Annotated in this window: 10 protein-coding genes; 9 read left to right on the forward strand and 1 reads right to left on the reverse strand. The window is 31.3% G+C overall.

Annotation, left to right across the window (positions count from 1 at the left end):
- The first annotated feature begins 29 nt into the window (after nt 1–29).
- From gldK to LACAL_RS07755, 5 genes are all read left to right on the forward strand, one after another.
- Nucleotides 30–1,403, forward strand: coding sequence for a gliding motility lipoprotein GldK (gene gldK / locus LACAL_RS07735; protein ID WP_013870167.1), 1,374 nt, complete (start codon nt 30–32; stop codon nt 1,401–1,403).
- A gap of 56 nt (nt 1,404–1,459) precedes the next feature.
- Nucleotides 1,460–2,095: a gliding motility protein GldL gene (gldL, locus tag LACAL_RS07740; protein ID WP_013870168.1), complete on the forward strand. Its 636-nt coding sequence runs from the start codon at nt 1,460–1,462 to the stop codon at nt 2,093–2,095.
- A gap of 47 nt (nt 2,096–2,142) precedes the next feature.
- The gene (gldM, locus tag LACAL_RS07745) at nt 2,143–3,708 is read left to right on the forward strand and encodes a gliding motility protein GldM (protein WP_013870169.1); all 1,566 of its coding nucleotides are present in this window, start codon (nt 2,143–2,145) and stop codon (nt 3,706–3,708) included.
- A 37-nt stretch (nt 3,709–3,745) separates the two neighbouring features.
- The gene (gene gldN / locus LACAL_RS07750) at nt 3,746–4,645 is read left to right on the forward strand and encodes a gliding motility protein GldN (RefSeq protein WP_013870170.1); all 900 of its coding nucleotides are present in this window, start codon (nt 3,746–3,748) and stop codon (nt 4,643–4,645) included.
- Nucleotides 4,646–4,722: 77 nt separating this feature from the next.
- Entirely contained in the window at nt 4,723–5,763 is a 1,041-nt protein-coding gene (locus LACAL_RS07755) for an FAD-binding oxidoreductase (protein WP_013870171.1), read from the forward strand.
- Here LACAL_RS07755 and LACAL_RS07760 read toward each other — a convergent pair.
- The gene (locus tag LACAL_RS07760; protein WP_013870172.1) at nt 5,747–6,151 is read right to left on the reverse strand and encodes a DUF983 domain-containing protein; all 405 of its coding nucleotides are present in this window, start codon (nt 6,149–6,151) and stop codon (nt 5,747–5,749) included. The two genes, LACAL_RS07755 and LACAL_RS07760, sit on opposite strands and share 17 nt — an antisense overlap.
- A gap of 87 nt (nt 6,152–6,238) precedes the next feature.
- On the opposite strand from LACAL_RS07760, the gene LACAL_RS07765 reads away from it, so the two are divergent.
- From LACAL_RS07765 to LACAL_RS07780, 4 genes are all read left to right on the forward strand, one after another.
- Complete coding sequence (locus tag LACAL_RS07765; protein WP_013870173.1) at nt 6,239–8,146, forward strand: ABC-F family ATP-binding cassette domain-containing protein; 1,908 nt, start codon at nt 6,239–6,241, stop codon at nt 8,144–8,146.
- Nucleotides 8,147–8,225: 79 nt separating this feature from the next.
- Nucleotides 8,226–9,362, forward strand: a complete 1,137-nt coding sequence (locus tag LACAL_RS07770) for an efflux RND transporter periplasmic adaptor subunit (protein ID WP_013870174.1) — start codon at nt 8,226–8,228, stop codon at nt 9,360–9,362.
- Complete coding sequence (locus tag LACAL_RS07775) at nt 9,362–12,559, forward strand: efflux RND transporter permease subunit (protein ID WP_013870175.1); 3,198 nt, start codon at nt 9,362–9,364, stop codon at nt 12,557–12,559. The genes LACAL_RS07770 and LACAL_RS07775 overlap by 1 nt, the downstream gene beginning before the upstream one ends.
- Entirely contained in the window at nt 12,549–13,868 is a 1,320-nt protein-coding gene (locus LACAL_RS07780; protein WP_013870176.1) for a TolC family protein, read from the forward strand. Before LACAL_RS07775 ends, LACAL_RS07780 begins: the two co-directional genes overlap by 11 nt.
- Nucleotides 13,869–13,911 lie beyond the last annotated feature (43 nt).

The raw sequence follows: 13,911 nt of genomic DNA on the forward strand, positions 1-13,911 counted from the left end.
AAGAGATTAATTAACCTCGAGTTTTTATCATGAATATGAAGAAGTTTGTATTATTAACAGCGGTTTTAGCGCTTTTAGCAAGTTGTGGGTCAAAAGACAAAGGACAACTTGTTGGTGTTAAAGGAAAAAAGTGGCATCCAGAAAAACCTTATGGAATGACATTAGTGCCTGGAGGCGCATTTATTATGGGTAAAGCTGATGACGATTTGGCTGGAATCCAGGATGCACCTGCAAAAACAGTTACAGTAAGAGCCTTTTATATGGACGAAACTGAAATTACTAACAGTGAATATCGCCAATTCGTAGAATGGGTAAGAGATTCTACTATTAGAACTAAATTAGCAATCTTAGCCGATGAAGTAGGAGAAACTGGAGACAGTGGAGAACCTGGAATTGGGCAATTTGCTTTTAAAGATGCAGATCCAGACGATTTGACTCCTTACGAACAATATATGTTAGATAACTATAGTGGTTTAGGAGAAACAGGTTATGAAGGTAGAAAATTAAACCATGATGTGGATTTAATTTTTGATACTGCAGAATATCCAGACGAATACTATGTAGAAGTAATGGATACAATGTACCTTCCTATAGAAGAGTCTTATAATGGACAACGAACTTGGGATGTTACAAAATTTAAATTTCAATATTCATATATGGATATTGCAAAAGCTGCAAAAAACAAAAACTTACGTCGTAAAGATGTTATTATAAAAGAAGAGGTGGAAATCTATCCAGATACAACAGCATGGATTCGTGATTTTGCTTATTCTTATAATGAGCCAATGCATAACGACTACTTCTGGCATGACGCTTATAGTGATTACCCAGTAGTTGGAGTTTCTTGGAAACAAGCAAAAGCCTTCTGTCAATGGAGAACTTTAAAGCATAATGCTTACCGTAAAGAAAGAAAAAGACATTATGTAAATTCTTACCGCTTACCTAGTGAAGCAGAATGGGAATATGCAGCAAGAGGTGGATTACAAGCCGCTACTTTCCCTTGGGGTGGACCATATGCTAAAAACGACAGAGGTTGTTTTATGGCAAACTTTAAACCTTTACGTGGAGATTATGCCGCAGATCAAGCATTATATACTGTAGAAGCAGATGCATACGAGCCTAACGATTTTAACTTATATAATATGGCTGGAAACGTGTCAGAATGGGTAAATGCATCATACGATCCTGCATCATATGAGTACGCATCTACAATTAACCCAAGTGTAAACGACGCTAACAACCAACGTAAAGTTGTAAGAGGTGGTTCTTGGAAAGATGTTGCTTACTTTTTACAAGTAAGTTCAAGAGATTACGAATATGCAGATTCTGCAAGAAGTTATATAGGGTTTAGAACCGTACAAGATTATATGGGAACTGAAGTAACAGCAAACTCTAGAAGATAATAATAAAAAACCTACTAAATTAAATTAACTACTAAAACAAAAAAAACTTAGAAATTATGGCACAAAAAGGCAAAATCACAATCACAAACATGATCTACGGATTAGGAGCAGCAATCGTAATCGTAGGAGCATTATTTAAAATACAACACTGGCCTTATGGATCAGAAATTTTAACATTAGGTATGATTGTAGAGGCATTAGTATTTACTTACTCTGCATTCGAGAGACAATCAGCAGACTTAGATTGGTCTTTAGTTTATCCAGAACTAGCTGGAGGAGCAGTAACTAAAAGAGCTAAAAAATTAGAAGAACCAAAAGATGCAGAAGGATTATTATCTAAAAAATTAGATAACTTATTAAAAGATGCAAAAATCGATGGTGAATTAATGGCTAGTTTAGGAAACAGTATTAAAAACTTTGAAGGAGCTGCAAAAGGAATTTCTCCTACAGTAGACGCTATGGCTGCACAAAAGAAGTATGGAGAAGAAATGTCTCTTGCTGCTGCACAAATGGAATCTTTAAACAGCTTATACAAAGTACAAATGGAAGCTGCAAGCCGTCAAGCTTCAATTAATGAAGAGTCTGTAGAAAATGCTGCTAAATTAAAAGAGCAAATGCAATCATTAGCATCTAACTTATCTTCTTTAAATGGAGTATATGGTGGTATGTTAACTGCAATGAACAAAAACTAATTAGTAATTAGTATAATTAATATTAATAAATTAAAAACTAATTAGACATGGCAGGAGGAAAAGCATCTGCAAGGCAGAAAATGATTAACTTGATGTATTTAGTATTCATCGCGATGATGGCTATGAATATGTCAAAAGAAGTACTATCGGCATTTGGATTAATGGACGCTAAGTTTGAAGAATCTAATGAAGTTGCTACAGAAAAAAATAGCGCTTTATTAGCAGATTTAGAAACAAAAGCTGAAGAGAAAAAAGAAGAATTTGCAGTACCTTTTAACAAAGCAACTCAAGTAAACGCAGTTTCAGATAAATTTTTTAAATATATTGGTTCATTAAAGGCAGATATACTTAGAGAAGGAAATTATTCTGTAGATCCAGAAACTGGAAAATTACCTTTCGAAGCAATGGATAAAACAGATATCCTTGATGAAATGTGGTTTACAGGAGATCGTGAAACTAAAAAAGGTCAAGAAGTTATTGCTAAGATTGAGCAATACAAAGCAGATATCAAAAACATTCTTGGAACAGACGTAAAATATCAAAAAGCTATTGAGCGTTTAGAAAAGCGTTTTTCTACGGAAGAGGTTAAAACTAAAGAAGGCGTAACAAAAAGTTGGTTAAATTATAACTTTCAAGGTTTCCCAGCTATTGCATCTTTTACAAAGTTAACAGCTATGCAAAACGATGTAAAGATGACAGAGGCTAACATGTTCAACCTATTTTTAGGAAACAGTTTAGATGAAGCAGTATCTTTAAAAAAGTATCAAGCAATTGTATTAGCAGATAAATCTGCATTCTTTGCAGGAGAAAAATTTCAAGGTAAAGTTGTATTAGGTAAATATGCTAATGTAACTCCAACTAAATTAACTGTTCAAGGTAAAGAAATTAACGTTGCAGAAGCTGTAGATTCTACAGGAGCAGCTAAATTAGACTTCACTGTTGGAAATGTTGGTGAGCAGGAAATTAAAGGTACTTTTACTTTTTTAGAAGATGGTAAACCTTTAGAAATTCCTATCGTTGGAAACTATGTAGTTGTACCAAGACCAAACTCTGCTACAATATCTGCAGATAAAATGAATGTTGTTTATCGTGGTGTATCTAACCCAATGACTATTTCTTTTGCTGGTGTTCCAGATAATAAAGTAAATGCAAGTGGTGCTGGATTATCTAAGGCAGGAAAAGCAGGTAAATACAAAATGGTTCCAACAACAGGAAAAGAAGTTACAATTAATGTTTCTGCTACTTTAGACGATGGTTCTAGAGCTTCAGATAAAAAGACATTTAGAATTAAAGATATTCCTAAGCCTTCTGGTCAAATTGCAGGTCAAACAGGTACAGCTAAATTACCAAGAAATAACGTAGAGATTGGTAAAATTGGGGCGGTATTAGAAGATTTCGATTTCGATTTACCATTAACAGTTACAGGATTTAAAATTAAAGTAGAAGGTCAGCCAAGTATTTCTGTTTCAGGTAGCAGAATGAATGGTCAAGCTAAAGCGGCAATTCGTAAAGCAAAAAGAGGATCTTCAATTCAAGTATTCGATATAAAATCAAAGTCAAGTGGGCCTAGAATTAAGCCAGCTTCACCATTAGTTATAGAGTTAACTAACTAATCAACTTTATAATTAAATAAAATTTAAAATTAATAATATGAACTATAAATCTTTATTAGCAATCGTATGTGGTGTATTAATCACTTCTAATGCTTTTGCTCAAGCTAATATCTTAAATGCTAAATCTCCAGATGAGATTGGTGTTAGAACTGAAGAACAAAAGGCTTTAGATAACGATAAGCCGTTAGAATACGGTTATGTTGATGATAGAGATATCATGTTCGCTAAAATGACTTGGGAAAAAGTAATTTTAGACGAGCGTGTAAACTTCCCATTATACTATCCTGTAGATACTAATAATATTGGAAGTAACAGACGTTCATTATACGATGTATTAACTAAGGCTATTGTAGATGGTGAAATTGAAACTGTTTATAATGATTCATACTTTACTGGAAAACGTACCCAAAAAGAATTGGCAGATATTACTACTAAAATAGATACTTTAGATATAGGATACGACCAATTCAATGCAGAAGGTAGAGTTGATGCAGAATACATTACAACAAGACAAATATCTTCTTTTGATATTAGTGCATACTTAATTAAAGGTTTATGGTATTTTGATAAGCGTCAAGGTGAATTAAAATATAGATTATTAGGTATTGCTCCGGCAGCACCAGATGTAAACTTTATTGATTCAGACGATGAAGCTAATAAAGAACCAAATCCTTTATTTTGGATATTTTATCCAGATGCTAGAAATGTATTGCATGAAGCAAAATCGTTTAACTCTAAAAACAGTGCGATTCCTTTTTCTTTCGATCATATATTAAACGCTCGTCGTTTTAATAGTGTAATCACCAGAGAAGAAAATGTATATGGAGACCGTAAAGTTGAAGAGTATATTCCAGAAAATGCTTTAATGCAATTACTAGAATCTGATCGAATTAAAGATAAAATTAGAAACTTTGAATTAGACATGTGGTCTTACTAATTTTAAATAAATAAAATATTAAAACGCTCACTTTTTTAAGTGAGCGTTTTTGTTTTATAAAATAATATATTCGCATTATGAAAGTAGATTATATAATTGTTGGTTGTGGGTTGGCAGGCATTGCTTTTTGCGAGCAATTAATAGCAAATAAAAAATCATTTGTTGTTTTCGATAATAGTTCACAACAATCTTCAACTGTTGCTGGTGGTTTGTATAATCCGGTTACTTTAAAACGTTTTACACCTGTTTGGGAAAGTAAAGCGCAATTAGCTTTAGCTATTCCTATGTATAATGAAATTGAAAAACGATTAAATAAAAAATTCGACTATAAAATTTCAGTAAGAAGAAGGTTTACTTCCTTAGAAGAACAAAATAATTGGTTTGCGAGATCAGATAGAGAAGACCTAACGGCTTATATGTCTACAACCATTCATAAAAATACTAACAAAAATATAGATGCTAATTTTGGCTTTGGTGAAGTTTTAGAAACAGGAAGAATAGATACTAAGTATTTAATCTTAGAGTATAAAAATTTCTTGAAATCTAAAAATATACTTAAAGAAATGGAGTTTGATTATAGTCTTTTAAAAGAAGAGGAAACAGTTATTAATTATAACTCTATAGAAGCTCAACACGTTGTTTTTGCAGAAGGTTATGGCTTAAAGCAAAACCCTTATTTCAACCAATTACCGCTAATAGGAAGTAAAGGAGAACTTGTAACAATTAAGGCGCCAGAGTTAAATTTAGATTTTGTTTTAAAATCTAGTGTTTTTATAATCCCTTTAGGTGAAAATATTTACCGCATAGGTTCAACATATGAGAGAGATAATAAAGATAATACAGTTACAGAGAAAGCTAAAACAGAACTTTTAACAAAGCTCAAAACTATTATTAATTGTGAGTTTGAAGTTATAAATCAAGTAGCAGGAGTAAGACCAACAGTAAAAGATAGAAGGCCATTAGTAGGTACTCATAAAACATTTAAAAGGTTACATGTTTTAAATGGTTTAGGTACACGTGGAGTAATGATAGGGCCTTACGTTGCAAAGCAGCTTTTTCAAGCTATAGAATTTAAAAAAGATTTAGATCCGGTTATAAATATTAATCGTTTTGCTTAGTTGTATTTTTATTAGCAAGCGTTTTATCATAACTCATAAAAATATTAATCCAGATGTTACGAGATAATCTTACAATAATTGGATATAATAGTATTTGAGAAGTTACAATTGCAATTAAAGCAACATTTAAAGAGCTACTTAAAAAAACATAACTTATTACAAACGCAGCAACAGCAAAAGCAATACCAACACCGTAACTAACATACATAGAGCCATAAAAAAATGATGGTTCTATTTTATATTTTGTATTACAGTGGCTGCATCTCTCGTGCATTTCAAACAATTGCATTACAGCATAAGGGTTTTTATTTTTGTACATTGACTCTTCGTGACATTTTGGGCACGTACCAGTAAAAATTCCATAAAGTTTAGACCCTTTTTTAAACATATAATTTATGTACTTTTGCAATCAATTAAACAATAACACAAAGTTAAACTATAGTAATTAATTTTGTGTAACAAAGGTTACAATTCCATGCTTAATATCCATAATTTATCTATTTCATTTCAAGGCGAATACTTATTCGAAGACATTACTTTTAAATTAGGTAATGGTGATCGCGTGGGCTTAATAGGTAAAAATGGAGCAGGAAAATCTACAATGCTTAAAATATTATCTAAAGAGCTAGAACCAGACTCTGGGCAAATAGCCGCAGATAAAGAGCTAAAAATTGGATTTTTAAAACAAGATATAGACTTTGTATTTGGTAGAACTGTTTTAGAGGAATCTTACGAAGCTTTTACAGAAATTAAAGCATTAGAAGCTAAAATGGAAACTATAAACCAGCAACTAGCAGAGCGTACAGATTACGAAAGTGAAAGTTATAATCAATTAATGATTGATTTAAACGAAGTACAACACCAGTACGAAATTATAGGAGGTTATAATTATCAAGGTGATACAGAAAAAATACTTCAAGGTTTAGGTTTTAAGCGTGAAGATTTTAATAAACTTACAGATACTTTTTCTGGAGGATGGCGAATGCGAATAGAATTAGCAAAGTTACTACTTCAAAATAATGATGTTTTATTGCTGGATGAGCCAACAAACCATTTAGATATAGAATCTATAATCTGGTTAGAAGGCTTCTTAAAAAGTTATACTGGAGCAGTCGCTATTGTAAGCCACGATAAAATGTTTTTAGATAACGTTACAAATCGTACTATAGAAATATCTCTTGGACGTATTTACGATTACCCAAAACCTTACACAAAGTACTTGGTATTAAGAGAAGAGATTAGGACACAACAACTAGCATCTCAAAAAAACCAGCAAAAACAAATAGAGCAAACCGAAAAACTAATTGAAAAGTTTAGAGCAAAGGCTTCTAAAGCAACAATGGCTCAATCGCTTATTAAAAAATTAGATAAAATAGATAGAATTGAGGTAGATGAAGATGATAATAGCGTTATGACCTTAAATTTTCCTGTATCAATAACACCAGGAAAAGTTGTAGTAGAGGCAAACAATATATCTAAAAGTTATGGTAAAAAACAAGTGCTATCAAGTGTAAGTTTAATGATTGAGCGAGATGCTAAAACAGCTTTTGTTGGTCAAAACGGACAAGGAAAAAGTACACTAGCTAAAATATTAGTTGGCGATTTAGAGCATGAGGGCAATTTAAAACTTGGACATAACGTTCAAATTGGATATTTCGCACAAAATCAAGCCGAATATCTTGATGGTAATAAAACCGTTTTAGATACCATGATAGATGCGGCAAATGAAACTAACAGAAGTAAAGTTAGAGACATTTTAGGATCATTTTTATTTAGAGGTGAAGAGGCAGAAAAATACGTTCGTGTACTTTCTGGTGGTGAGCGTAATCGTTTAGCGTTAGCAAAATTAATGCTACAGCCATTTAATGTGTTAATTATGGATGAGCCTACAAATCACTTAGATATAAAATCTAAAAATGTTTTAAAAGAAGCACTTCAGCGTTTCGAAGGAACATTAATATTAGTATCTCACGATCGTGATTTTCTTCAAGGTTTAACCTCTACAGTCTATGAATTTAAAGATGAAAAACTAAAAAAATATCTTGGAGATATAGATTATTATCTGGAAAAACGAAAAGTAGATAGTTTACGCGAAGTAGAAAAGCGAACTGTAGTTAAAGAACAACCAAAAGAAACTAAAAAGCAAAGCTACGAGGAGCAGAAAAAACTAAAATCTTTAAATAATAAACTAAGCAATACAGAGTCTAAAATAAACCAGCTTGAAAAAGAGATAAAAGAAATAGATGTAGAGTTAGCTACTAATTATGACGAAACCGTAGCAAAACCAAACTTTTTTGATAAATATCAAGCTAAAAAAGATGAACTAGCTAAGTTAATGGATGCTTGGGAAGCTATAACCATAGAACTAGAAGAGTACGCATAAGCTTTTTAAGATTTTTTTAAGATTGTTAGACTAAACTATAGGCTAGATTTGTAGTCTAAGTATTTTAACCGTCAACCAAATGCGTAAAATTATTCTTATTATAATTGGTATTGCACTAATTATTGTTTCATTTTTCATTGCTAAAAGTTTAATAGCAAACAAAAACAAACCAAAACCTGTAGTTCCTAAAGTTGTTAAAACAGTATTAATAGACACTGTTAAAAACACTACAGTACCAATTGTAATTTCTGCCAACGGAAACCTTACCGCAAAGCAAAGAGTAGAATTATATTCTGAAGTTCAAGGCATATTTAAATCTGGTAGAAAACTTTTTAAACCTGGTCAAGAGTATAATAGAGGAGAAACTTTAATAAGTCTTGATGCCGCAGAATATTACGCGAGTGTACAATCTGCAAAAAGCAATTTATATAATAGTATTGCAGCAATAATGCCAGATTTAAGATTAGATTTTAAAGATGTTTACCAAAAATGGCAAACCTATTTAAATAATTTCGATTTAAATAAAACCACTCCAAAATTACCAGAAGTATCAAACGAGAAAGAAAATTATTTTATAACAGGTCGCGGTATTATAAGTGCTTATTATAATGTAAAAAACTTAGAACAGCGTTTAGCTAAATATAGAATTACAGCACCATTTTCTGGAATATTAACCGAAGCTTTAGTGACTGAAGGTACACTGGTGCGAAACGGTCAAAAACTAGGAGAGTTTATAAATCCATCTGTTTACGAAATGGAAGTTGCTATTAGCAAATCTTTTGCAGATGTTTTAAAAGTAGGAGAAAATGTAAGTTTAAATAACTTAGATAAAACAAAAACCTACTCAGGAAAAGTCTCAAGAATTAATGGAAGTATAGATGCTACAACACAAACTATAACTGTTTATATAGAAGTTAAAGATAAAGACTTAAAAGAAGGCATGTACTTAGAAGCTAATTTAGATGCAGAAAAAGTAGAAAATGCAATAGAAATTGATAGAAACCTATTATTAGATAGTCAAGAAGTGTATGTAATAAATGATAGTTTGCTAGATGTGATAAAAGTAAAACCTGTCCATTTTTCTAACGAAAAAGTGATTTTAAAAAATATTCCAAATGGCACTATTTTATTAAAAAAGCCAGTGCCAGGAGCTTATGCAGGTATGCGAGTGTCTCCAGCAAACAGTAATACAACTGCTAACGAAACCGTTCAATAATGAAAAAAATAATTGAATACTTTATTAGGTATCACGTTGCAGTAAACGTTATCATTCTTGCTTTTTTTGTATTTGGAGTAATAGGTGCATTATCTTTAAAATCATCTTTCTTTCCTTTAACAGAATCAAAAATAATTAATGTTTCAATTACATATCCTGGAGCTTCACCATTAGAGATAGAAGAAGGAATTGTACTTCAAATAGAAGATAATTTAAAAGGATTAAAAGGTGTAGATCGTGTTACCTCTGTATCTAGAGAAAATAGCGGAAGCATAACTGTAGAAATTGAAAAAGGAGAAAGCTTAGATTTTATGCTGCTTGAAGTTAAAAATGCAGTAGATAGAGTGCCTTCTTTTCCAACAGGTATGGAACCTTTAGTAGTTTCTAAACAAGAAGCTGTTAGAGAAACTATTTCTTTTGCGCTAAGTGGTAAAGACATTCCTTTAGTAACATTAAAACAGTTAGCACGACAAGTTGAAACAGATTTACGAACGTTAGATGGTATTTCACAAATTGAAATCTCTGGATTTCCAGATGAAGAAATAGAAATTGCAGTTAATGAAAACAGTCTTTTAGCTTATAACATTACATTTAGTGATGTTTCTCAAGCGGTTGCAAATGCAAATATTTTGGTAACTGGTGGTAATGTTAAAACTGAAGCCGAAGAATATTTAATTAGAGCAAATAACAAACAATATTTTGGTAGCGAATTATCAAATATAATTGTAAAAGCAACTACAGATGGTAAAGTTGTTAGACTAAAAGACGTTGCAACAATTAGAGATCGTTTTTCCGAAACGCCGAATGCAACATATTTTAATCAAGAATTAGCTGTAAATATTTCTATAACAAGTACTAATAATGAAGACCTTATTTCTTCAGCAGATAAAGTAAAAGAATACATAGAAAGTTATAACCAAAAGTATGACAATGTAAGACTAGATGTTGTTAGAGATTTATCTATAACCTTAAACCAACGTACTCAATTATTAGCAGAAAATGCAATAGTTGGTATGTTATTGGTATTAATTTTTTTATCTATTTTCTTAAACACACGTTTGGCACTTTGGGTGGCATTTGGTTTGCCAGTATCGTTTTTAGGAATGTTTGTATTTGCAGGACAGTTTGATGTGACAATAAATGTATTATCCCTTTTCGGGATGATTATAGTTATTGGTATTCTTGTAGATGACGGTATTGTAATTGCCGAAAACATTTATCAGCATTACGAAAAAGGAAAAAGTCCAGTTCAAGCTGCAATAGATGGAACTTTAGAAGTTATTCCACCAGTAGTTTCAGCAATAATCACAACCTTATTAGCCTTTTCGTTATTTTTCTTTTTAGATAGTAGAATAGGCGAGTTTTTTAGCGAGGTTTCTGTAATTGTAATATTAACACTAGTAGTATCTTTAATAGAGGCATTAATAATTTTACCTGCGCATTTAGCACACTCAAAAGCACTACGTATTAAAAAGGAAGAATTAAATGCTAAAAAATCTAAAGGCTTTTTCTCTATAATGCGAAATATAAATAAAGCCGGAGATAAGTTCATGAATTACCTTAGAGATAAGGTATATACACCGGTTTTAAATTTTGTACTAAGTTTTAAAATTTTATCATTAGGTATTTTTGTATCACTACTTATTTTAACATTTGGTTCCATTGGTGGTGGTATTATAGGTACTGCATTTTTTCCGCGTATAGCTAGTGATTCTGCAAATATAGAATTGGTTATGCCAGCAGGAACAAATGTGAAAATTACAGATTCTATAATATCTATGATAGAAGAGAAATCTTTTATTGTAAACCAAGAACTTACAGATAAATATTTAAAAGGAACAGGAAAACAATTATTCGAGAATACAATTGTAAATATTAGTAGTAGTTCAAGTGCCTCATTACGCATAAACTTGTTACCTGGAGAAGAACGTCCAGATGCTATTCAGGCATTTTTAATTACTAATAGACTAGAAGAATTAGTTGGTCCAGTAATTGGTCCAGAACGTTTAATTTATGGTTCAGGAGGTAATTTTGGTGGAAGTCCAGTTTCTGTATCACTTTTAAGTAATAATATAGAAGAATTAAAAGCCTCTAAAGCCGATTTAAAAAAACACTTAGAATCTAATCCTTTATTAAAAGATATTGGAGATAACGATCCAGTAGGAATTAAAGAAATAAGACTAGAACTTAAAGAAAGTGCATACCTATTAGGGTTAGACTTGAGAACAGTAATGGCACAAGTACGTTCTGGTTTCTTTGGTGCTCAAGCACAACGTTTTCAACGTGGTCAAGACGAAATTAGAGTTTGGGTACGTTATGATAAAAACAACCGTAGTTCTATAAACGATTTAGATGCTATGCGTATTTTAACACCAACAGGTGAGCGCGTAACACTTAAAGATATCGCAAATTATAGCATAGTTAGAGGAGATGTTGCTATAAATCACTTAGAAGGTAAACGTGAAATTCAAGTATATGCAGATTTAAAAGATCCAAGTACTAGTAATACCGATATTTTAGATGATATAAAAACTAATTTCATACCGCAATTAAAATCTAAATACCCAACAATTAATGCATCATTCGAAGGTCAAAATAGAGAATTCAACAAACTTTCAAGTTCTTTAGGAGTTGCAGGACCAATAATTTTATTGCTCATTTATATTACAATAGCATTTACTTTTAGAAGCTATTCGCAACCGCTTTTACTAATACTATTAATACCATTTAGTATTACAGCAGTAGCTTGGGGACATTGGATTTCTGGATTTCCTTTAAATATTTTATCACTTTTAGGAATTATTGCTTTAATAGGAATAATGGTAAACGATGGTTTAGTTTTAATAGGGAAGTTTAATAGTAATTTACGTGAAGGTATGACGTTTGATATGGCAATATCTGAAGCTGGAAAGTCAAGATTTAGAGCCATATTTTTAACCTCTCTAACTACCATTGCTGGTCTTGCACCATTATTATTAGAAAAAAGCCGACAAGCACAATTTTTAAAGCCAATGGCAATTTCAATATCTTACGGTATTGGTTATGCCACAGTGTTAACCTTATTAGTACTTCCGTTATTTTTATCATTTAGTAATAGTTTTAAAAAGAATAGTAAATGGTTAGTAACAGGAAAAGACGTTACTAGAGAAGAAGTTGAAAGAGCAATTATAGAACAAAAAGAAGAAAATGAACACTAAATTTCAATTTTTATTAGCCATAAGTTTTTTGTTTTGTGTTAGTAGTTTTTCACAAGAATTACTAACTAAAACCGAAGCAATAGCTAAAGCTTTAGATAATAATTACGGTGTAAAAGTTGTTAAAAACGATGTGGAAGTAGCTCAAAATAATGCGAGTATATTAAACTCTGGTTATCTACCAACATTAACAGCAAATGCAGGAGCAACTTATAATATAGATAATACCGAAGCAGAATTTTCAGACGGTTCAACAACAACATTAAATGGGGCCGAAAGTTCTCGCTATAACGCAGGATTAACTTTAAACTATACATTATTTGATGGATTTGGACGTAGCTATAATTATAAACGCTTAAAAGAGCAACATCAATTAACAGAGTTACAAGCAAGAGAAACTATTGAAAATACAATAATTCAAATGTTTTCTGTATACTACAATGTAGCGCAATTATCACTAAATTTAGAAGCTTTACAAGAAACTTTAAACATAACTAAAGACCGTTTAACACGTTCCAAATATCAATTTGAATATGGGCAAAACACCAAGTTAGAAGTTTTAAATGCAGAAGTAGATATTAATAACGATAGTATTAATATTATAAATGCGAAGCAGGAATTAAAAAACGCAAAACGTGATTTAAAAGTTGTTTTAGGTGAATCATACATAGATAATTTTAATGTAGAAACCGAAGTAGATTTCACCTTAAAGTTTCAAAGAGATAGTTTGTTTAAAAAAGCTAAAGAACGAAATGTAGCATTACTTCAAACCAATAAAAATATAGCAATAAGTGAGTTGGATATAAGTTCAGGAAAATCTGCTTATTTGCCAACATTAGGTTTAGTAGGTACATATGGTTGGAATAGGAGTAATAATAATGCAGCTTCCTTTGTTGCTGTTTCGACAAATACAGGTTTGTCCGGAGGTTTAAATTTAAGCTGGAATTTGTTTGAAGGTGGCTCAAGAATAACACGAGTAAAAAACGCTAAAATAAATTTAGAAACTCAAAAACTGCTTAAAGAAGATATATTATTATCAATAGAACGTGATTTTAATAATGCCTGGGATAACTTTATAAATAAGCTAGAGATATATAATATTCAAGAAAAAAATATTATTACCGCCCAAAATAATTTCGACAGAACACGTGAAAAATTTAAAGTAGGCCAAATAAACTCTATAGAATTTAGGCAAGCACAACTTAATTTATTAAACACAGAGTTAAGTAGAAACCAAGCTAAATTTTCTGCAAAGCTTTCAGAATTACAGTTATTACAACTAAGTGGAGAATTGCTAAACACCACATTTTAAATTTAGTAAAACAAAACGTTTTATCGGTTAATTTTACTTTTTA

It is taken from the genome of Lacinutrix sp. 5H-3-7-4, assembly GCF_000211855.2.
GTDB lineage: Bacteria > Bacteroidota > Bacteroidia > Flavobacteriales > Flavobacteriaceae > Lacinutrix.